The sequence below is a fragment of the Pedobacter caeni genome (assembly GCF_900129215.1).
In the GTDB taxonomy this organism is placed as follows: Bacteria; Bacteroidota; Bacteroidia; order Sphingobacteriales; family Sphingobacteriaceae; genus Pedobacter; species Pedobacter caeni.
This window is the reverse complement of sequence record NZ_FQUQ01000010.1, coordinates 74,839-99,674: the sequence shown is the minus strand read 5'-3', so window position 1 is coordinate 99,674 and position 24,836 is coordinate 74,839. Positions and strand designations below refer to the sequence as shown.

The 24,836-nt window shown below is 43.9% G+C and carries 15 protein-coding genes; 6 read left to right on the top strand and 9 right to left on the bottom strand.

Annotated features, from left to right (window positions below; all coding sequences use genetic code 11):
- Positions 1 to 74: 74 nt before the first annotated feature.
- From BUC20_RS33125 to BUC20_RS33095, 7 genes are all read right to left on the bottom strand, one after another.
- The gene (locus BUC20_RS33125) at positions 75 to 3,623 is read right to left on the bottom strand and encodes a PAS domain S-box protein (RefSeq protein WP_073239063.1); all 3,549 of its coding nucleotides are present in this window, start codon (positions 3,621 to 3,623) and stop codon (positions 75 to 77) included.
- Between the two features lie 97 nt (positions 3,624 to 3,720).
- Positions 3,721 to 6,036, bottom strand: a complete 2,316-nt coding sequence (locus tag BUC20_RS33120) for a glycoside hydrolase family 20 protein (protein ID WP_073239062.1) — start codon at positions 6,034 to 6,036, stop codon at positions 3,721 to 3,723.
- 152 nt (positions 6,037 to 6,188) lie between these two features.
- Positions 6,189 to 7,610, bottom strand: a complete 1,422-nt coding sequence (locus BUC20_RS33115) for a glycoside hydrolase family 125 protein (protein ID WP_073239060.1) — start codon at positions 7,608 to 7,610, stop codon at positions 6,189 to 6,191.
- Positions 7,611 to 7,718: 108 nt separating this feature from the next.
- Positions 7,719 to 10,445 carry a COG1470 family protein gene (locus BUC20_RS33110; protein WP_143166989.1) on the bottom strand — a complete coding sequence of 909 codons (2,727 nt, stop codon included), beginning with the start codon at positions 10,443 to 10,445 and terminating at the stop codon, positions 7,719 to 7,721.
- Positions 10,446 to 10,527: 82 nt separating this feature from the next.
- Positions 10,528 to 11,058: a hypothetical protein gene (locus BUC20_RS33105; RefSeq protein WP_143166988.1), complete on the bottom strand. Its 531-nt coding sequence runs from the start codon at positions 11,056 to 11,058 to the stop codon at positions 10,528 to 10,530.
- 181 nt (positions 11,059 to 11,239) lie between these two features.
- The gene (locus BUC20_RS33100) at positions 11,240 to 11,728 is read right to left on the bottom strand and encodes a hypothetical protein (RefSeq protein ID WP_073239055.1); all 489 of its coding nucleotides are present in this window, start codon (positions 11,726 to 11,728) and stop codon (positions 11,240 to 11,242) included.
- Between the two features lies 1 nt (position 11,729).
- Positions 11,730 to 12,209: a hypothetical protein gene (locus tag BUC20_RS33095; RefSeq protein WP_143166987.1), complete on the bottom strand. Its 480-nt coding sequence runs from the start codon at positions 12,207 to 12,209 to the stop codon at positions 11,730 to 11,732.
- 148 nt (positions 12,210 to 12,357) lie between these two features.
- Between BUC20_RS33095 and BUC20_RS33090 the strand changes: the two genes are divergently transcribed.
- The gene (locus tag BUC20_RS33090; protein WP_143166986.1) at positions 12,358 to 13,170 is read left to right on the top strand and encodes a fimbrial biogenesis chaperone; all 813 of its coding nucleotides are present in this window, start codon (positions 12,358 to 12,360) and stop codon (positions 13,168 to 13,170) included.
- A 1-nt stretch (position 13,171) separates the two neighbouring features.
- Here the strand turns inward: BUC20_RS33090 and BUC20_RS33085 are convergent, their stop codons facing one another.
- Both BUC20_RS33085 and BUC20_RS33080 read right to left on the bottom strand, forming a co-directional pair.
- Positions 13,172 to 15,526, bottom strand: a complete 2,355-nt coding sequence (locus BUC20_RS33085) for a patatin-like phospholipase family protein (protein WP_084529516.1) — start codon at positions 15,524 to 15,526, stop codon at positions 13,172 to 13,174.
- Between the two features lie 83 nt (positions 15,527 to 15,609).
- Positions 15,610 to 16,869 carry a DUF2264 domain-containing protein gene (locus tag BUC20_RS33080; protein ID WP_073239103.1) on the bottom strand — a complete coding sequence of 420 codons (1,260 nt, stop codon included), beginning with the start codon at positions 16,867 to 16,869 and terminating at the stop codon, positions 15,610 to 15,612.
- Between the two features lie 174 nt (positions 16,870 to 17,043).
- Here BUC20_RS33080 and BUC20_RS33075 point away from each other — a divergent pair, with 174 nt between their 5' ends.
- The 5 genes from BUC20_RS33075 (at position 17,044) to BUC20_RS33055 (ending at position 24,673) form a co-directional block, all read left to right on the top strand.
- Positions 17,044 to 17,592: an RNA polymerase sigma factor gene (locus tag BUC20_RS33075; RefSeq protein ID WP_084529514.1), complete on the top strand. Its 549-nt coding sequence runs from the start codon at positions 17,044 to 17,046 to the stop codon at positions 17,590 to 17,592.
- Between the two features lie 106 nt (positions 17,593 to 17,698).
- Positions 17,699 to 18,748, top strand: a complete 1,050-nt coding sequence (locus BUC20_RS33070) for a FecR family protein (protein WP_073239048.1) — start codon at positions 17,699 to 17,701, stop codon at positions 18,746 to 18,748.
- Positions 18,749 to 18,786: 38 nt separating this feature from the next.
- The gene (locus tag BUC20_RS33065) at positions 18,787 to 22,089 is read left to right on the top strand and encodes a SusC/RagA family TonB-linked outer membrane protein (RefSeq protein ID WP_073239046.1); all 3,303 of its coding nucleotides are present in this window, start codon (positions 18,787 to 18,789) and stop codon (positions 22,087 to 22,089) included.
- A gap of 17 nt (positions 22,090 to 22,106) precedes the next feature.
- A complete protein-coding gene (locus BUC20_RS33060) occupies positions 22,107 to 23,855 on the top strand; it encodes a RagB/SusD family nutrient uptake outer membrane protein (protein ID WP_073239044.1) in 1,749 nt (582 codons plus the stop codon).
- A gap of 17 nt (positions 23,856 to 23,872) precedes the next feature.
- On the top strand, positions 23,873 to 24,673 hold the full coding sequence (locus BUC20_RS33055; protein WP_073239042.1) for an endonuclease/exonuclease/phosphatase family protein: 801 nt from the start codon (positions 23,873 to 23,875) through the stop codon (positions 24,671 to 24,673).
- The last annotated feature ends 163 nt before the right edge of the window (positions 24,674 to 24,836 follow it).

Here is a 24,836-nt window from a genome sequence, read left to right as displayed (position 1 = left end):
AACTGATCTGATCAGTTTTTCAATAGAGAAGGCTGTCCGGATGTGATAAAATTCATTACATCCGGACAGCCTTCTTATTTCAGCCACTTTCTGAATACTTCGGCTATTTCATCCTCCACTACAGGCTTCGACAGGAAATCATTCATTCCAGCCAGGATACATTTCTCCTTTTCCCCTTTTACATTTCCGGCCGTTAAGGCGATGATGGGTACTTCTTTCAAAAAGAGCTTCTCCCGAATATATGCAGTGGCTTCATAACCGTTCATTTCCGGCATTTGCACATCCATCAGAATGAGGTCAGGAACCTGAAGTTTGCAATGGTCCAGACATTGCATTCCATTTGAAGCCTCATGAACCTTGGCATTCGGGGCGATCCTTTTGACGATGGTTTTAGCAAGCAGCATATTGATCCCGTTATCTTCGGCTATCAGTACATGGATTGGCTTTCTGCTCGCTTCAGTCTGCTCTGCCAGCTGCTGGTCGCTACCATCTTTTTTGATCTGGTATAAATGAGATAAAGCATAATACATATCCTTCATTTTGACTGGCTTCACCAAACGACAATTGATGTCGAGTTCATCACATGCACGGACCACTCTCTCGTCATCAGAAGAGCTAAACAGCAATACTACAGGTTGTGTATCCGCATTATTATTAAACTTTTCCCGGATCTGCCTGATGGTTTCAATACCATCCATTTCCGGCATATGGTAGTCCATCAGGATCACATCAAAATGTTCCCCTTTACTGAGCAATGTGATGGCCTGGAAACCATCTTCTACAGTCACTGACACAATTCCTCTCAGCAAGAGCATCTGTTCCAGAATTGTTCTGTTGTTTCGGTTGTCATCTACTACCAGCACCCTTTTGACCAGCGACAGATCACCCCACTCCAGCGGTTCCCCTTCTTCAGAATTAAGCCGTATATCAAAGAAGAAGGTACTGCCTGCTCCAGGACTGCTGATCATTTCCAGTTTACTTCCCATCAGGCCTAACAATTGATTGGAGATCGTCAGTCCAAGACCCGTACCTCCATATTTTTTAGTGGTAGAACCATCTTCCTGAGAAAAGGCCTCAAATATCTTATGTTGTTTAGCTAACTTAATCCCTATTCCGGTATCCCTCACCTGAAAACGAAAACAGGTCTCACCTCTTTTAGCTTCCGTTAAAGCGGTGATCTTTAATTCAATTTCTCCCTCGTTCGTGAACTTAACCGCATTACTCAGCAAGTTAATCAGCACCTGTTTTAGCCTGACTTCATCTGTCCATATGAATCGGGGTAAATTCTCGGATATGTTCAGTAACATTTCCAGCCCTTTGCTTTGTGCCTGATAAGTATTGATGTCTACCGCCTGACTTCCCAATTCATAGAGGTCACATTTCTCGATATCGAGCTCCAGTTTTCCTGATTCGATCTTAGAAAAATCAAGAATATCATTAATGATACCCAATAAAGCATTTGCAGACTCGTTAACAATTGTCAGGTACTGTTGCTGTGTTGGACTTAAGGTGGTCTTTAAAACCAGGTCAGTGAACCCAATAACCCCATTCAAAGGGGTCCTGATTTCATGGCTCATATTGGCCAGAAATTCAGACTTCGCCAGACTCGCCTGTTCGGCCTGCTCTTTTGCTTTTTGGAGCTCCACCCCTTGCCTGCTGCTTTCGGTAATGTCCTGGGTAAACATCATGATCCCCCCTACGCTTCCGTCAAACTGATACCAGGGCCTCACTTCCCAACGAAGATACTGATCATGTTCCCAACCTCCCGGTCGCCATATGTCCATATCTTTTTTAATCACCTCTCCTTTCAGGCACCTGTTATGAATGTCCTTCCAGGCCTGGGTAATTTCAGGGAACACCTCATAATGAGACCTTCCAAGGATTTCCACATCCTGCAAATGATATTCTTCTGTCCAGCGGTTGCTGGCCGCAATATAATACAGGTTCTTATCAAACATGGCCACTGCCGCAGGGGCGTGAGTCACGAAGGCAGAGAGCCTCGCTTTCTCTTCAGACAAGGCAATTTCTGCATTTTTCTTTTCCGTAATGTCCTGAAATGTTCCAAATATCCGCTTACAAACCCCTTCCTCAAATTCAGCATGCCCCAGTGCCCGCACCCAGCGCTCGTTTCCCTTTGCACTGATGATGATCAGTTCGAGGTCCCAGGTTTCTCCAGTACTGATGGCCAGTTTTACCGCTTTGCTGATCTTATCTCTATACTCTCCTTCCTTATAAAACTCAAGCGCGGTATCGAGATCTGGTTTAAAATCAAATTCCACTTCATGGACCTGTTTGGTGACCTCAGACCAGGTAATTTTATTCTGAACCACATCCATGTCCCATCCACCGATCTGAGCCATCTGATTCGTCTGTTCCAGCATTTTCTTGGTCCGCTCCAGGGCTTGCTCCAGACGGTGTTTTCCTGTTACATCAATAGAATTTACGATAACATAAGGTTCCCCCACCTGATCAGACTCTACCACATTATTATAAAGCCAGACCTTATGCGAACCGTTTTTATGAAGGGTGGTCATCAAACCGGAGCAGGTTCTGTTCGTTTTTATTTCTTTCAGGTATTCTCTTAGCTGTGGATGATGTTTTGGAGGAATAAGCTCTGATAAGCTCATTTTACAAAATTCGGCTGTAGTATACCCCAGCAGCTCTGCTCCTACAAAATTTACTGCTTTAAAATTGCCCTCAAAATCGTGGGTACACATCAAGCCCTGAGAATTCTCAAAAATAGACCTCAGCTTATTTTCACTTTCCTTAATCTGTTCTGTCCTGAGGCTTTCCAGTGTAATGTCTCTTGCAATGCCGAAGATGTTTCCGGTGCCTGGTTCGGGCGTTGACGTCCATTGAAGAATTTTATAATCCCCGTGAATCGTCTTACAACGACTGGTGAAATTGGTGGTATTTTGTCCGGCAGATAGCTTATCCAACTCTTTAGCACAAGCTTCCAGGTCATCCGGGTGAATCAGACTCAAAAAATTGCGACTCAGAATATATTCCTCGCTCCATCCCAATACCTTTTCGAATGCCGGATTGATACGTTTGAGCTGACCATCCAGGTCGGATATGCAGATCAGATCGTTAGACAACTCATAGAACTTCTCAAAAAAACGGTTTTCTTCTGCTTTCCTTCTCTCCAGGATCAATTCCATAGCCTGGTCGGCGAGCAGAGATAAAGCTTTCTTTTGACTGTCATTCAGCACTTTGGGATTCGGACTCAGCACACATAAAGAACCCAGAGCATACCCGGCAGGGTCAATCAGGGGGTATCCGGCATAAAACCGGATATATGGATCGCCTGTCACCACTACACTATCTTTAAACCGGTCATCTTTGCTTGCATCCTGTATTTCAAAGATTTCAGTATCTAGAATGGTATACTGGCAAAAAGCGATTTCCCTGGGCGTTTCCACCTCAGTAATCCCAACCTTAGACTTAAACCATTGCCTGTTCTCGTCAATTAAAGTAATGAGGGAAACCGGGCTTTCACAAATCAGTGAAGCCAGTTCTGTAATTCTGTCGAACTCCTTTTCTGCCTTAGAATCCAAAAGCCCATACCCCTTTAACGCAAGTAATCGTTCCTTTTCCTTTATAGGCAGATTGGGTATTTTCATAGATATGATGTTCTTTCAGGAGTAATGTGGTTCGCTCCAAAACAAATATAACATTACCCATGAACAATCAATCCATTCAGAATGTTCAAAATACAGGCTACTTTGTAACGATCAGTTCATCAGCAAATAGCCAGGCAGGTTTTCCTTCTCCGCTATGACCTTTAGGTAAAGCGTCCAGCACTTTAGCCGTTACGCGTACAAACCGGGCTTTCTGCTGTGCAAAAACAGCTTTAAAATCATAGATCAAAGTCATCTTATCCTCAGGACTAACCGGGCTGTTTATCGTTTTCAGTGTCCTGAAGTTGACACCATCATCAGAAAGCTCAAACTTTACCCAGCGGGGCATCATGATCCAGTCTTTATAATTCTGCAGGCAGCCCAGACTAATGCTCCCAATGGCCGTTTGTGCGCCCAGGTCAACCATTGCAATCAGGTCCTGTCCGCTGAAGCCATGCCAATATTTATTCACCGCAGCAGTTCCGCGAATCCCATCAGTTAATGCATTCTGACCATCAGCCAGGTAATTCGGGCTTGCCGGATGGGTATACACCACATTTTTTGCCGTTGCCTGATGAAAAACGAAGGATTGTTTAGCAGGAACCAATCCCATTACCGATCCGTTTACCGCATAAACCGCTTTCAGTACTGCAGTCGAATCAATCGCCACTGGTCCTGTATATTTAAGGCTCCCTATCGTTGGTGTCTCCCCGTTAAGGGTATAAAAGATCTCTCCATTGATGGCATCCGACAACAGTTCGGCAGTTAACTTTCCATTGCTGATCCCTGGCTTTATCGCCACGGTATAGTTGCCAGGAGAAAAACGATACCCTTTCTGTTCAAAGCCTTTAAAATGATATTTCAGTCGCCCGGAGAAGCTTTTCCAATCTTTCATTTGTGCCGGTAACCAGACCACTTCTGCCAGGGCCAGCATTCTTGGAAGCAACATGTATTCCAGGTGCTCCCTTGTGGTGATCTGTTCTGTCCAGATATTGGCCTGTGCACCCAATACATATTTTGCCTGTTCTGCATTCAATTCTTTAGGGATCGGTTCATAGTTATAAACCTTTTTCAGCGTGTTAAAACCACCGAAAGCCAAAGGCTCGCCCTCCGGTCCGGCCTGATAATGGTCAAAATACAGTGGATTATCGGGAGTCATGATCACCTCATGTTTCATCTTCGCCGCTTCAATCCCTCCGGCTTCCCCTCTCCAGCTCATTACCGTTGCTTCAGGAGCCAGACCACCTTCCAGAATCTCATCCCAACCAATCATTTGTTTCTTTTTGCTGATCAGAAACTTCTCCATTCTGGTGATGAAGTAACTTTGCAGTTCATTTTCATTTTTAAGGCCAAGTGTTTTCATTCTTGCCTGACAACGCGGACAGCTTTTCCAGGAAGTTTTATCCACTTCATCCCCTCCGATATGGATGTATTTACCCGGAAACAAGGCAACAACCTCATTTAATACGTCTTCCAGGAAGGTAAATACCTCTTCATTACCAGCACAGTAATTCGCTGCCATGCCAGAGTAATTTCCTCCTGTCATAGGAAGCTGAGCTTTCTGACTGCAGCTCAGCTTAGGATAAGCTGCAATTGCCGAAGCGACATGTCCAGGCATCTCAATTTCCGGTACAATGGTTACATTTCTGATCGCCGCATAAGCAATAACCTCTTTGATCTGCTCCTGGGTATAATAACCACCATAAGTGGCCTCCTGACCCGGCATCGCCTGTGGCCTGATGTCCCAGGGACGGTCTGTCTGGTCTACCCGCCATGCGCCAACAGTAGTTAAAGCGGGATATTTTTTAATCTCTATGCGCCATCCCTGATCGTCTACCAGGTGCCAGTGAAATGTATTGATTTTATAAGCTGCAATCAGGTCTATGTATTCCTTCACCATGTCGGCAGAAAAGAAATGACGACCTACATCCAGGTGCATCCCTCTCCATTTAAATCTTGGATAATCTGTAATTTCCATAGCAGGAACCCTTAACTCCCTGTTGGTTTGCACTTGTGGCAAAGTCTGAAACAAACTTTGCATCCCATAAATGATCCCTGCCCTTCCGTTTGCGGAAATCAAAATCCCTTCATTATTGACCGTCAGGGTATACCCTTCCGCACCAATTACCGGGTTTTTGATGATTTTAAGGGCGATTGTATTCGTTCCTTTGTTTTTCAGTTCCAAATGGTAATCAGAAATCCCTTTGACATAACTCTGAAGAAAAGCAGCTGCAGGTTTCAGTTCTTTTTTATCTCCATCCAGAAGGATGGTCGTTTCTTTATTGATCACAAAACCACCTTCCAATAAACGAAGGCTTACAGGTTGAGGGATAATGTTTACTTTTTGCTGTGCAAATCCGGATATCCCGATACTCAAAAGGATCAGGATCAGGCAGGTTCTAAATAAAGGTTTCATGGCCTTAAGGGAAGGATTTTTGACAAGTTATTATTTAACATTTCCTACAAAACATTCAGCGATTTTGGCATAAAAAAGGTTTTAGCGCCATCAAAAAAAGAGGGTGATCATGATTGATGATACACCCTCTTTAAATTTATTCAAAAGAGATATTAACCCAATAAATGAGGTCTTTCTTTATATGTTTTCCAAAGAAATTCACCGAAAATGGTATTCGTCCATGCGAACCATGCACGGGTAAATTTCTTAGGGTCATTTTTATGGAAGGATTCGTGCATAAAACCAGTGTCTCCATGTGTGGATTGCAACATCTGAAGACAGGTTTTGATTTCGTTGTCATCCGAGCTGGTTAATCCGCGGGCAATGATGCTCATTGGCCAGATCATGTCTTTACCAATATGTGGACCACCGATTCCTTCGGCAGCAGATCCCTTAAAAAAGAAAGGGTTATCATCTACTGAATGGATCATTTTGCGGGTATTCTGATAGATAGGGTCATCCGCGGATACTGCACCTAAATAAGGAAGGGCGAGTAAGCTAGGAATATTGGCATCATCCATCAGGTTAAAGCTACCCATTCCGTTTACTTCAAAGGCGTAGACTTTCCCAAATTTCTCCGTTTGAATAACAGCATATTTTTGTAAGGCATCCTGCACTTCTGTTGCCAGCGCATCCAGATCTTTGGCGGTTTGTTCATCTGCTTTAATGGCTCTGAAAATTTCAGCAGCTTGTTTTAAGCTGACCACAGCAAAGAAATTTGAGGGTACTAAGAAAGAAAATAATGTGGCATCATCACTCGGTCTGAAAGAAGAACAGATTAAGCCCACAGGTTTTACCGGATATCCGTATCCCGACATGGCAACCCCGTCAGTAGCCCAGGAAGTTTTGCGCTGGAAAGTGTAAGGTCCATCGTTTTCTTTACGCTGCTGCTCTTTAAAGGTCTTTAAAATCAACTTCACAGAAGCCTGCCAATCGGCATCGAAAGGGGTGGTATCTGCCGTTTCTTTCCAGTAGCGGTAAGCCAGGCGAACCGGGTAACAAAGAGAATCGATCTCCCATTTGCGTTCGTGTAATCCTGGTTTCATATCCGTCACATCATCTTTCCATTCCCCACGTTTATTCGGGTCATTGTAAAATGCATTTGCATATGGATCTTTCAGTACGCATTTCACCTGATGGTTGATCACGCCCTGAACAAGTTTTTTCAAAGGTTTATCTTTTTGTAAAAAAGGAAGATATGGCCATACCTGTGCTGTACTGTCCCGTAGCCACATGGCATCAATATCACCTGTAATCACATAAGTATCAGGTTTACCAGCGGTTTCGGTATAAGTAACTGTGGTATCCAAAGTGTTTGGGAAACAGTTGTTGAACAACCAGGCCAGTTCTTTGTTTTTCACTTTAGACGTAAATTCCGTGATGGCACTTTCTACGGCTTTACTTGTAAAATGACGTTTCGCCAGAGGAACCCTTACCGTAGGGAAGCCTGGTTCAGCAGCAAAAGACACCAGGTCACTGGCCAGTAAGCCCGCACCGAGTAAACCTGCTTTTTGAATAAATGATCTTCTTCTCATTTTTAAATATTTGGTTGTAATTACTTTAAATCAATGGCACAGCTAGGCCGACAAAACGAAGATAGGAAAGATTTAAATAGTTTTAGCAACTATAAAAAGGAAGATTTACTATTGTTTCCGGATATTGATCTGGCGCTTACGTTCGCGGACTTCAAAGATGAGGTGTTCGGATTTTTTGTGAAGGAGGTCGGCATTAAAAGTATCGGAAAGCAAACGGAAATCTTCATCAAAAATATTGCTGCTGATCCTCACTTTATAAGTGTCGGGCGACAGGTTAATGAAGAATTCACCGCTTTCTGTAGTCAGTGTACTAAAACTTTCCCCTCCTGAACCGGTGATATTGATCCTGATATTTTCAGGGCGGAAGACCTGATGGGACCGCGGATCTTTTTGAACATTCAATTTGCCGGAGAGGTAATGGCTCTGGCTAAAAGGAATGTAAAAAGTTTGTGAACTACTCAGTTGATAATGCTGGCGGAAGCCATTTCTGGGCATCCAGCCTTTTACGGTATTCACCTGACTAAGGTCTACATCATATTCTCCGGCATTGATATTTTTATAACTGAGCTCTCCTTTTCTGTTGCTCAGGAAATTCTGCGAAGCAATTCCTACCGCAGCATCCGGGATGGCCTCATCCCCTAAATCGTAGATCCCGTTGCTGTTAAAATCTTTAAAAAGAACCACTTTCATCGTCAGAAAGCGCTTTATTCCGATCAAGGGAAGACTAAAGCTCTTACGGATGCTCATACTCATGTAATCAACCCGGTTTCCAACAACCGTTTTTATGCTCTTCGATCCGAAAACACGAAAAGACAAGCCTTTGCTGTTTAAGTCCAGACTGAGGTCCCCGCGTGCCATAAACTCCGGAGCCGGCAGGGAGCGGTCTCTGGTATAGTCCATTTGCAGCCTGAAATGTACCACTTCGTTAAAAAAGGATCGTTCATAATAGGGCGCCAGTTGAAATCTTCTGGTGGAATACCCATTATTGAGAAAATTTACAAAATCAAAATAATAAGAAGGGCCATTGTCCAGTCTGACAAACAGGCCGTAGTTACGGCTGCTCAGTGTGGCATAAGCATTCAGGCTATAACCTGCCGCTTTTGAAGCATCCTTCGGAGCCTTGTTTCTCAGTATATTTCCCGAAAAAGCAGCGGAGAAGTTTTTACCAAATTCTGTTCCCGCATTAAAATTCAGTTTATAGGATCTCACCAGCAACAGATCGCTGGAAGACTGCACCTGATTAATCAAAGAGCTGATCAGCATGAGGTATCCCTTATCAAATCTCCATCCGGTTTTGATGCCATACTCTGCGATCCGGCCACCCAACAACCTGGCTGATGCATTACCTGTATCTAAAGCAGGGTTTAGCTGACGTTCGTTATAATCAAACAATACACCCAGAGATACCCGCCTGAGGTTAAAGGTAAGCTCATTATTGGATTGCATTAAACCGCGGTTGATCCCCGGATAGCTGGCATCGGTAGCGGTTATCCCAAATCTGCCGGTCAGGCCCGGACTGGTATAACTATAGGCGGCCCCCAGACTACTTCCAATTTTCCTTAAAGGCTTGCGGTAACGGTAAAATTCTTCCCTGCTGACTCCTGCACGAAGAAGGAGATGGCTGTACTTCTTCCAGCTGAGGTCGTAAGTGCTCATATTGAGCAGGCTGTTGATCTTATTTTCGTGGTCAAAACTTGCTACGGTCTGATTTTCCAGTTGCTGATTCCCATTAAAACTGAAAGCCTGGTTTGCCCTGAACAGCTTCGCATCTCCAAGTCTGCTGTCTACCCCAAGAACCTCTGTCCGGTATCCTCTTCCATTGTCGAAACCAAAACGCGCTCCAAGGCCATCAATCAGAAAATCTCCAAATTCAGACTGATCCCCTACCGATATTTTCCATTTCGGAGAATTGTAATTCAGAAAAGCGTACCTCGAAGATCCGTCAGACTGGGAATTAAAATTATCCGTCCTGTAATTGAAATTAAGGGAACGTCCTCTATCTAAATTCAGGCTTCCGTAACTATTGATGTACAATGTTTTCTGAGCAGTGGTAAAATTTTGTGCCACAAACTCAACGCTCATTGGAAAGGTATACCAGCTGGAAGAATTTTCCCTGAAGACCGTCCCAAAGCTGGAAATTCTTTGCAGGAGCAACTGATTTTGCTTTTTCTGATCGGTAACCTGAACAGTCAGCTCCTGGCTTTTAAAATCATCCAGAAATTTAGCAGCGACAATAAAGCTGTAGACCAGCGAAGTGTCTTTTCCGGCAGCCAGCTTAATGGTGTTATTTTTAGCCTGCAGCAACGTCAATGAGGTATTTACACGGATATTCAGTTCTTCTGCAGCATTTCCTTTGTTGCTTAGCAATACACGGAATTGATTTTCCCTCTTTCCCCTCGACAGCAACAGGTTGGCGTTCATCAATGACGCACGCCATTTTGAATTCGTACCAACCTTTGCATAATAGGCATATTCAGACCTTTCGGAATAACCGGCCACATTGATCAGTAAACGGACGCTGTAAGTCATCGCCTCTGTCTGAATAGCGGCCGCAAGCCTTACCGGAAGAGAAAGCGTTTGGTTTGGGCTAAGCTCAAAGACCTTACGGTTATCGAAAAGCAATTGCCATCCTTCGGGTACCTGAGCTTCTATCGTAAACTTACGGGCTACCGCAGAGGTATTCCTTAAGATGAGGGTATTAAAACTATAGGCATTCCCATTTTGCTCTACCGTATCTTTTAGAAAACTAAGGTCAATAGATTGAGCGCTAACGGAACAACACAGAAAAGAAGCAACAGCCATGCAAAGCAGGCAGATACATGGGATCTTATTCATAGGATTACCGGCATTACATAGCAGGGGAAGCCCTTTTATCCGAGGACTTCCCTTATTGAATCGTGCTGATACCGGAAATTTCTTATTGGTTGGTCATGGTATAAACTACACCAACAGTATATTCACCTGTTTGATAAGTATAACCAGGCACTGCTTTATAATCAAGCGTGAAGTTACCTGTTCCACGGGTACCGGAAGCCACTGTAATCGCAGCACCAGTGCTTGGAGGCAGGGCCTGATAGGTTCCTCCGGTTTTACGGATCTGTAATACCGTAGTAGGCATTGGCGAAAGATCGGCAACTTTACTATTTGCTGTAGAAGCATAAGTAAATTCCGGTGCATTGGCGATTGCCGTTACTTTCCATAAATGGTTGGCTTTATAATTCACGGTGTTTGCCGCTGCCAACTCAATACCGCCCGCAGCATCGTAATTGGCCAGTGCATCAAAGCTGATGGTTTGTAATGTTCCCGGGGTTAAAGCAAGGTCGAAAACCTCTTTGATCACGATTTTCATGTTTTGCGTACGGGTTGAAGTAGTACCGGTTGCAACTTGTGCGTTTACTGCGGTGAATGTCGCGCAAAATATTGCAACACTAAGTAAAATTTTTTTCATCGGATAATTTTGTTTGTTGGTTAATACAAACACACAAAGACAAAGCACATGCCAGTAAAATAGGTATTAATACCTGTAAATAAGCCGAAAACAGTGGAAAAATGACACACCTCATTCTACAAAACGGGGATTTTTGAGGAATAAATTGCACACGAAAATGTAACAAGTTTGAGTTAAAGTACTATTGTTGTGACACAGTAAAATAAAAATCTCCAATATATTCCTGAGTTTCATACTGGTAACCAGGGATTGCCCTGAGGTCAAATACAACGGTGTATAAACCAGGATTATTCTGCACAAAAAAGGGTGCATTATTTTGCACAGGTGTGTAAACGGATGAGGTAGATGCCTTGATCCCGATCACACTGGCTGGCATCGGTGTAGGCGTAATTTGTGGCGACAGGGTGTTATTTCCAAGGGTAAGGGTCAATTTCCAGGGTACATTTGCCTTTACTGTAGCCGTAATCATGCCCGGCTTAGTGATCCCATTCTCATAATTGGTCAAGGCAGAAAAGTCAAACACCGAACTTGTGCTGCTTAAAGAAACATCTAACACCTTGTATAACTGAACGGTACGACTTCTTGTGACGTAACGTTGTGCGATTGACACAGAAGGGATAATGACCGTAATCCAGCCAAGAAGAATGATCGTTTTAAGGAAGCTATTCATATTAATAGTGACACAATCTATAGTGAAACTTAAGTGTATAATTGCCCGGAGCCTGGGTATAAGTGTTCATCCCTGAGAGCTTCACCGTCAGGTCAAACACATCTCCAGAGGTACCTGTGGCATTTGTACGCTGCGCAAATTGCTGATAAGCTCCGGAAAGGTTCACATTGCTAACAGTAATCCTGTTCTGGGGATTGGTGCCGACCAATACTGGTAATACCTGGAAATTAGTGAGGGGAATTGCTGTGGATGGACTTCCTGATAAGCTCAGCTCTGCGGCAATATAAACCTTGTACCTGGCAGATCTGGACAGCACATTCAGCCTGATGTTATTGGAATAAGTCTGTGCAGTTTCGAAGCTGTTTAATGTACCTAGTGTGAAGTTTAGCGTACCTTCCGACACCACCGTTAGCTTATTGCTACTTTCCGATCCCTGAGCGTTGCAAACCGCAGGCGCAGGAGGCTGGGCATTTGCTCTCAAAAAGAAACAGAAAAAGAAAATCAAGAGGCATAAATATTTCATAAAACAAAGCGCTGCTGCTCTCTCAGATTTGCAAAAATCGACCCAAAATAAAAATTGCATTATTATTGCATCGTCATCGGCAATCATCAACGATAACAAACCAATTATGAAAAGCCTCTTCTGTTCTTTTGTTTTACTATTGGGCTTACTGACCTGTACTTCTATCACAAATGCACAACGGGTAAACATCAATCCGACCACAGTAACCTTCAATGCTGCTGCCGGAGAAAGTTCCTCACAAACCATCACGGTCTCAAATATTTCAAATGAGAAGCAGGTGTTCCAGTTATCTCTGGGCGACTGGCTAAGGGACAGCCTTGGAAATCATCAGTACCTGAAAGCAGGAGCACTAAGCCGCTCCTGCGCCAACTGGATCAAGCTCGACAATTCTTTTATAGAAATAGAACCCCGCGTTTCCAAAGACATCCGCATTACGTTGAATGCGCCCACAGACTCATTACAGTTAAAAGAAATGAAATGGGCGATGTTGTTTGTTCAAAATGTGAAAGAACAGGAAAACAGCAACAAGAAAAAAGGAAAAGTAAATGCAGTAATCAATGAGATCTTCAGGTTTGGGATCCACCTCTATCAGGTTCCCCCTGGTGTGAACAGATTTGAAGCAAAAGCGATCGACCTGCGTCCCGACAAGACCATTAAAGGCACTTACAACTTCTTAATCAGGAATACCGGCAACGTCATGCTCCAGTGCCGGGCACGCCTGGAACTCACCAATATGGAAACCGGAGAAGAAATAAAGCTGGATGTGGTTGAGTTTCCCGTTTTTCCCGACGCAAAAAGAATGATCGCGCTATCTCTTCCGGGAACGCTGAAAAAAGGCCGCTATTCGGCCCTCGCGATGTTGGAATACCATGAGGACATGCCTTTGGAAGCCATAGAAACCACCATAGAGGTTAAATAAATTAGAATTTAAAGCCGATAGACAAATACATCCTCCAAGGATTCCGATCAAATCCATTGGTTTTTGCAATGGCAAAATTGATAGGTCCCATGAAAGACATATAACCTAATTTTGCGCCATATCCCAAGAGGTAATCATCATTAAAAGCCACATTGAAAGGGTTCAGGCCCCGATTCTCCCAGCCTACATTTACCTGTGGCGTCAGGTACAGGTTCCCTCTGATGTTATATTGAAGCGCTAAGCCAAAAGAGGTTACATTCGCAACTCCATACTCGCCTTTTTTTAATCCGATAAAGCTGGCCTGAGCAAGGTCTTGCCTGCCATCTATCCCTCCCATACTAAATTTTGCATTTTCGTACATATAGGGAGAATTGAACCCATATTTATCTGAATAGCTAAAACCCCATGTCGCAGAAGCATTCAGGGAGATTCTTCTGTTGATCCGCTTTACAAACGTTTCATTGAGGAAGAACCTCGCGATATTGCCAGGAAGACCATCCTTAGGGTTCAGGTAGTCATAAACAAGCTTACCTTTTTCATCATCAGCATCAGGAACTTTGGTACTGAGCTTGTTGTTTACCATATATTTCCCCTGAATGGTCAATGAATTACCACGCTTAGGAAAATACAGGTTATCTAAAGTATTTTGTCTGAAAAGCAACGTGAATGCCTGATTGCTGTGGCTATAAAGTGTCCGGATATCGTTCCCTTCCCCAAAGAACCGCTTAAAAAGATTGGGCCCCCGTTTAACCGCTTCGTTTTCATGACTCACTCCCAGGGAAATGTAACTGGAACGTCCAAGGCTGTAGCCAAGGGACACTTCCGTATTCATCATATTGTTATAATAATTCTCATCAGAAATCAACCGGTAAAGAATAGAATTGTTCTGCAATGCCTGATAGCTAAAAGACGCTTTAAGCCACATCCGATTGTTCTCGTTGATGAACTTATAATAGTCGAACCGCGCTTTAAAACGCTCCGAGAGGTCTACCGTGGCCAGGAGCCTGGATTTACTCAACAGGATGTTCCGGTAAGTATAGTTGATGATCAAACCGGCAGACTGTTCCGTATCGTAATGAACTGATGCTTTGAAGACCCCTGGTTTTCCTTGTTTCAAACGGACATTCATCGTGAGTCCGGTATCTCCTTTGTTCTCAAAAGTATAATAGACCTTATCAAAGAACTGTGTTCCATAAATGTCAGCAACCCCTTCATTCACTGCTTTTACGCTCAGCTCCTTTCCGGTTTTCAGGCCTAAACGCGATGCTGCAAACTGCTCCATCACCGGGAGGTTTAAAGGTTGCCCTTTATCGTTCAGATAGCTGATCTTTGTGACCGGCAATTTCGGATCTTTAATTTCCCTGTTGGTCGTTTCCTTAGGGTATTTCTTCTGTTCTTCTGCAATTTTAATCAGTTGGGGTAAGAATTTACGGGCTTCGTTTTCCCCAATTTCGATGATCCGTCTGTTCTGGTAAAAATCAGCGGTAGAATATCCCGTCAATGCCTGGGTAAAATCGACAACTACGTCTGCCATGGCCTCCTGCTTTTTCGAATCCTCCACAGAGCGGAAGGCATGGGTCTGGTAAATCAGCTTCATTGGATTCTCAATTTCTTTCTCTGTGAACAGACGAAATCCGGTATAACCACCAATCACAATATCTGCCCCCATCTCCTTCACTTCCTGTACAGGAAAGTTCCGGTCCAGTCCGCCATCCACGAGTAAACGCCCGTCGATATATACAGGAGCAAAAGCGGCAGGTATAGCCAATGTGGCACGTATCGCCATTGGCAAAGAGCCTTTGTGCTGCAGCACTAACCCACCATTAACGATATCTGAAGAGGTAATCGTAATTGGAATGGGTAATTTGTTAAAGTCGTTGATGTGTTTTGCCGGGTAAGTAAGGGTATTCAGGATTTCAGAAATGTATTGTCCTTCAATTAAAGCTCCCGGAAGCCTTGGCCTGCCTCCCATGACCGGAAATTCGATCATGTAGTTGTCGTACTCATCTTTTTCCTCGATGTTAATCTGGTTCAGAGGGACTTTATTACTCAGCACTCTCCTCCAGTTGATCCTTAAGGCTATTTTTTTTAAGGTATCAGGCGTATAGCCCATTGCATAAAGACCTCCGAAGATCCCTCCTGCACTGGTCCCTGAGATGTAATCTATTTTTATGCCCAGCGAGTCAATCAGCCTTAACAAACCGATGTGCGCCATTCCCTTTGCACCACCACCACTGAGTGCCAAACCAACCTTTGGCCTGGTTCCTTTATTGGATTGGGAAAAGGAGGGCTTGCTCATTGACAACAATAAGCAAAGCATAGCAGATACGACCAGGGGGTGTTTTGTCAATAACATTGTTTGTGCAATCTCTTTTCAAACTTAACGATTTTTTATTTCTCAAAAGATTAAGAATAAAAAGAGAAAAAGAGATTCCCCTGTTAATAATCCACATGATAATCTTTAGCGAATTTTTTACCGCCCCATGCTTTTCTTGCCGTCCAGTCTTCGGCTGGTGCCGACCAGAACTCATTTGTTGCTGGTAAGCCCAGTGGCAGAAAGGAAAGTGTGGCCATATAGAGGCTTCCTGTTGAAGTATAATAATCGGCGATATCCGGATCATGGCCTACAAAACCCAGCTGTAGCCATCCATTTTTATCAAATGTTCCAGGCACCTCATACATATTTTTCTTGACCAGTGTAAGCGCTGCCCGCACCTGTGCCGGTTTAATCGTCTTTGGCAACTTCTCCATTAATGCAATCTGGCTCAGTGCCTGAAGCGCACCTGTCCGGTAAGTGATAGAGCGCCCGATTGGGGGGAATGTTCCTTCAGGTGAGATCATCCTTTCCTGGCCAACGGCATATCTTTCCATTCTTGAAAGTGCAAGGTCATATTCTTTTTGTGTAGCCATGCTATGATCTACCAGTACTTTCAATGTATCGACCATCATCGGATGAATCACAAAAGAGTTGTAATAATCGAAGGCCAGGTTAGGACCATCGCCGTAATAACCATCTCCTTTATACCAGTCATTTAATTTTTTTATCCCTTTATTGAGCCTTTCCAAATCCGGTTCCTGTCCAACAGAAAGCATAAATGCTTCGGCCATAGAACCAAACAACAGCCAGTTGCTACTAAAGGGCTTCCGGTTTCTCAGCGATTTAAACGCAGTGATGATCCGGTCTTTGGTAAGGGTATCCAGCGGTTCCCATAATGCTTTCGGCGCCCTTAAAAAGGCATGAGCCAGGTAAGCTGCATCTACAATAGGTTGATAATCGGTTTTAAAGTTCAGCTGATCAGGGCTCGCAGGATCAAAACATTTAGTCAGTCCCTGTAAGGCATCATTTCTCATCTTTTTCCGGGATGCTCCCTCTTTAGTCTCGTCGTCTGGTAAGGCCAGCCATGGCGCGATACCTGCATACGTTCTGCCCACTGCTTCCAGATAGGTCACATGAATAGAACGGGAATCAAAACTTGGTGACTTCTCCACGAGCATGTTCTTTTTGAAAGTCCCATTGGCCAGGTTTGAGGTCACAGGATCAGCAATTTTATAGAGTAATTTCCACCAGAATTCCCTTTCATCTCTGGCCTTAACCTTCAGCTCAATGGGCTGATTTTCTGTAGCCATTAAGCTGGTAGGGGTCATCGCTCCGGCAAGTCCGGCCAATGATATTGCTCCTAAAAATTTCCTTCTCTCCATAATTTGTGATCTGCTATAAAGTCCGAATATAAAAGAGAAACGCTGTACCTGATTCAGCTTTCCTTGCGCAAACGTTTGATATCCATTTAAAAGCACAGTTAACAAAAACTTAACTTATTGATGCGCCCGGAGCAATAACATTTGATTCTTTTTGCAGCCGAAATAAGATAATTTATGGGTTGGGAAGATGATCTTATGATTCTGGAATTAATATCGGGCTGCGATCAGGCTTTTGCGAAAGTATACCATACTTACCATCGCCAGGCTTATACTTATCTGCTGCGACGGACAAATTCAGTGGCACTTGCAGAAGAATTACTACAGCTTAGTTTCATCAAGTTATGGAAGAACGCCCAAAATCTCAACCCTCAGATTCCATTAAACGCGCAGTTATTCAGAATATGCAGAACGGTAATGCTGGACGAGATCAAGCGCCTGAACAGCCTCAGGAACATGGAAACACATTATGCCGCACAATCACTTCCCGCTACTGAAGACAACGCAGCCTTAAACCGTCATCTTTCGGAGGATATCCAGGCTGCAATTTCTGCATTGCCACCTGCAAGGAAAAAGATCTTTGTGCTGAGCAGACTGGAAGGATATTCGCATAAAGAGATTGCAGAAATGATGTCTATCTCAGTTCGTACCGTTGAGGATCATATGGGAAAAGCATTAAAACTCCTTAGACGTAAACTGAGGGATAGCATTCTTTTTTTCTTTTAAAACAGGGACAAAATCCTGGTTAAGCCAACGTTAAGCACATTAAGTTTTTGTAAACAGCCCGTGCTTCCGCCCTTCAGCTTCGTATTCCCGGTATCAATACGAAAAGATGGACCAGCAACTGTTTCAAAAATATCTTCAACAACAATGTAGTCCGGCAGAAAGGGATTATGTGATCAGCTGTCTTGAAAAAGATCCTGGCCTGATAGAACGGTTCCTTCCCGAAGAGGAGTGGACCAATGCCGGAATCCAACCCCTAACAGCGCCTAACGCGGCATCCATATTTGCGCGGATCAAACCGAGGCGGATGATCCGTTTCAGAAACTGGACCTCTTTGGCAGCGATACTTGCCTATGCCGTTCTCAGTGCTGTGGTGGTACAATATCTTATTCCTGAAAAAAGAATCCAGCATCCGGTTCAGGCAAGGAATATGGTCTCTCCGGAAATCAAATTTCATCACACCGGAAATACTGCCCGGCTGATCCGTCTTGATGATGGCTCTCTTGTTAAACTGAGCCCTAACAGCAGCCTGCAATACCAACAACCTTTCCCTTCCCATGCACGCCATCTGACCTTAACCGGAGCAGCGACGTTTGATGTTGCTCCTGATCAAAAACGGCCCTTTACGGTGTCCGGGCAAGGAATCAATACCACTGCACTGGGAACATCGTTCCGGGTAATTGCCTGGGAAAGACGAAAAGTCGAAGTACGTCTCTTCCATGGGAAGGTAAGGGTATCAGCTCAGCCAGGTCTGACACAGAAAGTCTTTCCCGATATGGTCCTTTATCCCGGCCAGCAGTTCCGTTATGATGGCAGACTGGCTAAGCTCAGCCGTTTTGATCAGACCAGAAAAACTCAGCTTGCAGTAGTAAAAGATAAGCCAATGCCAGTTACCCCTGTGCCTATGATTGGCGGAACACTTGAATTTGATAAAACGCCATTGGCACAAGCCTGTGCGGAATTGTCCTCACGTTATGGTAAAGTGATCCAATGCGGACAGGTCAGGAAGGTTATTCTGCTCACTGCCCAGTTTAGCGAACACGATCAGCTGAAAGATATTCTAAACAAAATAGCTGCGCTCAACCAACTCAACTTAACTATACTCAAAGATGGCTCTTACCTCTTTACAGAAGAGTCTGCAGCACCTGAACACCAATAAAAAACCACAAATAGAACTTAATTATTAAACACAAAATCATGCAATTAAATTTTACTCATTTCTTCGAGCACCGGGGCAGAAAGCGACTGCTCCTCTTCCTATTCATTCTAAGCATTACCCAGGTGGCACTGGCGCAACAGGGAAGCGGGGTTACCGGGGCAGTGAACGATGAAAAAGGACTTCCTTTAATCGGCGTATCTGTAATTGCCTCCAATGAATCCATTCAGCTGAGGCGTGTTACTTCCAGCGATAGCAAAGGCTTTTTCAGTTTTACAGACCTGCCTACAGGCAAAGGCTATTCCTTTACACTCAGCTATATTGGCTTCCGCACACAACACCTAAAAAATTATGAAGTAAAAGAAGGTGAAAAAATCACATTGATCGTAAAAATGCCCGAAGACCTCAGTGACCTGAATGAGGTAGTGGTAGTTGGCTATGGTACTCAGAAAAAAGTGAACCTGACCGGAGCAGTGGCCAGCATAAATTCTAAAACATTGGAGGATCGTCCTATAGCGAATATTACACAAGGGCTTCAGGGTGCATCTCCCAACCTGAACATTTCTTTTGGTGACGGGAGACCCGGAGCTGCCGGAAAGATCAATATCCGTGGCTTCACTTCCATTAACAGTGGTAAAACAGGAGGCGGACCACTGGTACTGATCGATGGAGTCCCCGGATCGATCAATTCCATTAACCCAAGAGATGTATCAAACATTTCGGTATTAAAAGATGCCTCTTCCGCTGCCATTTATGGGGCAAGGGCAGCATTTGGAGTCATACTCGTGACCACCAAAAATGGGAAAAGCGGAAAAACCACCGTTAGCTACAGCAATAACTTTGGATGGTCCAGGCCAACAATAAGCACTGATTTCATGACAGATGGATATGATGCCGCAAAAATGAACGATCAGGCTTTCTTAAGCTCCGTTGGAGATACCTATACCAAGTATACAGATGAAGACTATGCCTATCTCCTCAGGAGAAAAACCGACAAGAGCTTACCAGACTATATCATCGATAACAGAAAAGGAAAAGACCAGTATGTGTACTATGGCAGCACCGATTGGTGGCACACCATTTTCCGAGACACCCAGACTTCAATGAACCATAGCCTCAGCATAGCCGGAGGCGGAGAAAACAGCGACTTCTTTATTTCTGGTCGTCTCTATCAACAGAATGGGATGATGAAGCTCAATCAGGATCAATACAAAGCCTACAACCTCAGGGCCAAGATCAATACTAAGGTGAACAAATGGTTATCCATTGGAAACAACCTGCAATTCAATGCTTCCAATTATGATTATCCGGGTTGGGGGGTGAACAGCAATTTTGTTTCTGTTTCCGTACATGCACTTCCCTCCTATTTACCGGTAAACCCGGATGGTACTGCTACCTATCGCACAGAGCTCAACAACTATACCATTGGTGATGGTATTTTTGCCGACCTTCTTCATGGCAAGTCAAAGGGTAATGAGAAAAAATATGAGTTCATCAATTTATTCAATGTCACTGCCAAAATTGCGGAAGGACTGGAATTAAAAGGAACCTATTCCTACACCTTTAATCCATATAGCGACTGGAGCCGCAGAACTCAGGCTCCATGGTCAATTTACCCTGGTGTCATCAGTCAATTCGGATATGATCAGCTTGGGGAAACCAATTATACCAAACAAGCCCATGTAGTAAATCTTTATGGAGATTATACCAAAACCCTCGGGGCGCATACGTTTAAAGCATTACTCGGTTATAACCAGGAATTAAACACCTACAAAAGAGTTTTTGCGCAAAGGAAAGATCTGGTATCCCAGGACCTGAATGACCTTGATCTGGGATCCGGTGATGTTCTGGCCAATGGAAACGCAAACGAATATGCGCTTTTAGGTGGTTTCTTCAGGCTCAATTATGACTATGCAGGAAAATATCTACTCGAACTGAATGGAAGGTACGATGGCACCTCAAAATTCCCTCCGGGTCATCGTTTTGGATTTTTCCCATCAGTTTCAGCGGGCTGGAGGGTCAGTCAGGAGTCCTTTTTCAGTCCGTTAAAATCTGTTTTTAATGAGTTGAAGTTCCGTGGTTCCTATGGTTCACTGGGCAATCAGCAGGAAGCCGCAACTTATGGTTATATTCCATTGCTTTCCCGGGGGCCGGCAAGTAATATACCTCCCTATATTATGGATGGGAAAAAGGTAGAATATTTGTCTTCGCCAATCCCAATATCAAATAATCTTACCTGGGAAAAAGCAAGATCGGCCAATTTCGGAATGGATGCAAGCTTCTTTAGCAACCGTCTAAGTGCTTCCTTTGATTATTATGTACGTAATACGATTGACATGCTGACCAATGGCAAAACCGTATCTGCTGTATATGGAGCCGATTCACCAAAAGAAAATGTGGCCGACCTGCGCAGCAAAGGATGGGAACTTGCCATCAACTGGAACAGCAGCGGGACACTTGCCGGCAAGCCTTTCCGCTGGAATGCCGGATTGGGAATTTCTGATTACAAGGCAGAAATCACCAGATTTGACAATCCTAAGAACCTCCTGGATTCCTATTATCAGGGACAGCAAATCGGCTCAATCTGGGGCTACCGTGTCAACGGATTTTTTCAAACAGATGCAGAAGCCCAGGCCTACCCGATCAATCAGGACTACGTGAACCAGCAAAGGTTAAGGGCTCCGGGAAACTGGTCCAAACTGGCAGCTGGAGACATGAGGTTTGCAGATCTCAACGGTGATGGCATTGTCAACAACGGACAAAATACACTGGATGATCATGGTGATCTGGAAATTATAGGAAACTCGCTTCCGCGTTATTCCTATGGCATTAATGCCGGAGTGAATTGGGGAGATTTTGATCTTTCTGTAATCTTCCAGGGCGTCGGCAAACAACAGTGGTATCCAGGAAATAATGCCGATAAATTCTGGGGCCCCTATTCCAGACCCTACTTCTCCTTTGTTCCAAAAGATTTCATGAATGATGTATGGACACCAGAGAATCCTAATGCTTATTTCCCAAGGTTAAGAGGTTATGAGGCACTTAATGACCGCGGACAACTTAATGTCAAGAACGACAGATACCTGCAGAACCTTGCCTACCTGCGTTTGAAAAATCTCACTATTGGTTACTCCCTTCCAGAAAATCTGACTAAAAAAATAAAACTCTCCAGAGCAAGAATTTATATCAGCGGAGAAAACCTGTTCACTTTCAGCAAGCTTAGGTCCAACTATATTGATCCGGAACAAGCTGCAGGCGATTACAACAATTCAACCGAAGATGCAAATGCGAGGGTCTATCCTTTCAACCGGATGTATTCCTTTGGTCTGGATATTTCCTTTTAATTTAAAACCCATAAACAATGAAATTTTCAATTTTATATCTTGCCGTTTTTTGTCTCCTGATCAGTTCCTGTAAGAAGGATTTCCTTGACCGGAAGCCATTGGCCTCCATCTCTCCGGAAGCCTTTTTCAGAACGGAAAGTGACCTTAAACTTTACACCAATTCCTTTTATTATGCCTTTCCATCAGCCGAAGGAATTTATAATGAAGCTGTAGATAATATTGTAAAAACGGACCTGGGCGAACTGATTACCGGAAAAAGAACTGTCCCAATTTCTGATGGTGGATGGAAATGGACCGAGCTGCGCAACATCAATTATTTTCTGGAAAACTACGATAAGAACATGAGCGCTGCTGCTGGTAAAAAATATGCAGGAATTGCCCGTTTCTTTCGTGCCTATTTTTACTTTGATAAAGTATCCAGATTTGGCGATGTTCCCTGGTACACTAAAACCATTAACATCACCGACGAAGGCAAGTTAGCTATGCCCCGCAGCCCTCGTGTACAGGTCATGGATTCTGTAATGGCCGATCTCGATTTCGCCATTGCCAATATGGACGCGACAAAAAATGTGGAACAGGTGACCAAATGGACTGCCCTTGCACTGAAATCAAGAATCTGCCTGTTTGAAGGAACTTTTAGAAAATACCATCCCGAATTTAGTTTACCAGGTGCAGATATTTTTCTGAGAGCAGCAGCAGAGGCAGCAAATACCTTAATGACCAGTGGCCCTTACAGCATTTATAAAAGCAGTCCTGAAAAAGCATATCAGGAACTGTTTGCTTCTAAAGCAGCTATTGATCAGGAGATCATTCTCGGCAGACGCTTTAGCGCAGGATTACAGGTCTGGCATAACCTGAATTATTATACACTTACGGCTTCCTATGGAAGACCAGGACTGAATAAAAATCTGGTCAACACCTATCTGATGAAAGACGGAAGCCGTTTTACAGATAAAGCGGGCTATGATAAAATGCAATTTTTCGAAGAAGTTCAAAACAGAGACCCCCGGTTATCTCAAACCGTCCGGACTCCGGGATATACCAGGATAGGCAACACCAAACAACTTGCTCCTGAGTTTAGCGCCTCCATTAGTGGGTATCAGCTCATCAAATTTGTGACCGGCGAAGCCAATGATTCCAATAATAAGTCGGACAATGATATGCCCATTTTCCGCATGGCAGAGGTCCTGTTAAATTATGCCGAAGCAAAGGCTGAGCTTGGCGAAGCCACACAAGCCGATATTGACCGCTCGATAAAGCTGATCCGCGACAGGGTTGGAATGCCAAATCTTGACCTTGCATTTGCCAATTCACATCCCGACCCTTATCTTGCTGCTCAATATGTACAGGTAAATTCAGGGAATAAAGGATTAATTCTGGAGATCCGACGTGAGCGACGCATAGAACTGGTGATGGAAAGCTTCCGCTGGAACGATTTAATCAGGTGGAAAGAGGGACATTTAAATGCTGCTCCTTATAAAGGGATGTATTTTCCTGGTGCGGGAAAATATGATTTAGACAATGACGGCAAGACCGATGTCGAGATTTATACCGGAACCAAGCCAACGGGATCAGGAATCCAGTTCCTAAAACTCGGAAGTGAGATTATTCTGGAGAACAATACGAATGGTGGAAATGTATTGATCAATCCGAACACCCCTAAAACCTTCCGTGAGGATAGGGATTATCTTTTCCCGCTCCCAATACAGGAACTGTTATTGAATGAAAACCTGCAACAAAACCCCAACTGGGAAGGCAGAAACTAAACATAAACCAACATACAATGAAATCCTATCTTAAATTTTCGGGCACATTTTGTCTCTTGTGCATTTATGGCCTGCTGGCTACTGCCGGACCAGGAAAACCTGCAAAACGGCTGAAAGTCATGACCTATAATATCCATCATGGAAACCCTCCGGCTAAAGCGGGGGTAATTGATCTGCAGGCTATAGCTGATGTGATCAAAAGCCAATCGCCGGATCTGGTTGCCCTACAGGAACTCGATGTGCTTACCCAAAGAGGCGGACAGGTTGATCAGGTTAAAAAACTGGCGGAACTTACCGGCATGTATTCCTTTTTTTCCAAAGGGATAGACTTTGAGGGTGGAGAATACGGAGTTGCCATCCTTTCCAGATTTAAGATCAATCGTACAGAACGCTTCCTTCTTCCTTCTCAGGAAGGTGTTAAAGCCGAACAACGTAGCCTTGCAATCGTTAACGTTACGCTCCCTAACGGAAAGTCAATGGATTTTGCCTGTACACATCTTGATCTGAAAAATGAACACCGCATGCTGCAAGTGACAGAAATCAATAAAATTTTAGGTGAAAGGAAAACTGAAGTGATCCTGGCCGGCGATCTGAACCTGACTTCTGATACACCTGCAATGGGGATCCTGGAAACACGGTTTAGCCGCAGCTGCACAGAAAATTGTGCCCCTACCATTCCTGAAGTTAACCCTACAAAGGAGATTGACTTTATTTTGTTAAAAAAAGGAAGCTCAATGAAAGTATCCGATCATCAGGTACTTCAAAATATCATTGCCTCTGATCATCTTCCTGTCGTAGCTACTTATATACTTCCTTAGCCCGACGCTCAACGATATTAGATGGAAAGCCTGGTTCTCGCAACCGGGCTTTTTATTTACAGGAAAAAAAGTACTTTCAAAACACAATGAAAAAGCTGCCTTTAACACAGCTTAAAAGCACAATATCCCTCCCTTACCTCTCAAAACTTTAAATCCGGCTAAA

Coding starts and splice junctions, on each gene's coding strand:
- BUC20_RS33125 (WP_073239063.1), bottom strand. CDS start 3,623: ATGAAAATACCCAATCTGCCTATAAAGGAAAAGGAACGATTACTTGCG.
- BUC20_RS33120 (WP_073239062.1), bottom strand. CDS start 6,036: ATGAAACCTTTATTTAGAACCTGCCTGATCCTGATCCTTTTGAGTATC.
- BUC20_RS33115 (WP_073239060.1), bottom strand. CDS start 7,610: ATGAGAAGAAGATCATTTATTCAAAAAGCAGGTTTACTCGGTGCGGGC.
- BUC20_RS33110 (WP_143166989.1), bottom strand. CDS start 10,445: ATGAATAAGATCCCATGTATCTGCCTGCTTTGCATGGCTGTTGCTTCT.
- BUC20_RS33105 (WP_143166988.1), bottom strand. CDS start 11,058: ATGAAAAAAATTTTACTTAGTGTTGCAATATTTTGCGCGACATTCACC.
- BUC20_RS33100 (WP_073239055.1), bottom strand. CDS start 11,728: ATGAATAGCTTCCTTAAAACGATCATTCTTCTTGGCTGGATTACGGTC.
- BUC20_RS33090 (WP_143166986.1), top strand. CDS start 12,358: ATGAAAAGCCTCTTCTGTTCTTTTGTTTTACTATTGGGCTTACTGACC.
- BUC20_RS33085 (WP_084529516.1), bottom strand. CDS start 15,526: ATGTTATTGACAAAACACCCCCTGGTCGTATCTGCTATGCTTTGCTTA.
- BUC20_RS33080 (WP_073239103.1), bottom strand. CDS start 16,869: ATGGAGAGAAGGAAATTTTTAGGAGCAATATCATTGGCCGGACTTGCC.
- BUC20_RS33075 (WP_084529514.1), top strand. CDS start 17,044: ATGGGTTGGGAAGATGATCTTATGATTCTGGAATTAATATCGGGCTGC.
- BUC20_RS33070 (WP_073239048.1), top strand. CDS start 17,699: ATGGACCAGCAACTGTTTCAAAAATATCTTCAACAACAATGTAGTCCG.
- BUC20_RS33065 (WP_073239046.1), top strand. CDS start 18,787: ATGCAATTAAATTTTACTCATTTCTTCGAGCACCGGGGCAGAAAGCGA.
- BUC20_RS33060 (WP_073239044.1), top strand. CDS start 22,107: ATGAAATTTTCAATTTTATATCTTGCCGTTTTTTGTCTCCTGATCAGT.
- BUC20_RS33055 (WP_073239042.1), top strand. CDS start 23,873: ATGAAATCCTATCTTAAATTTTCGGGCACATTTTGTCTCTTGTGCATT.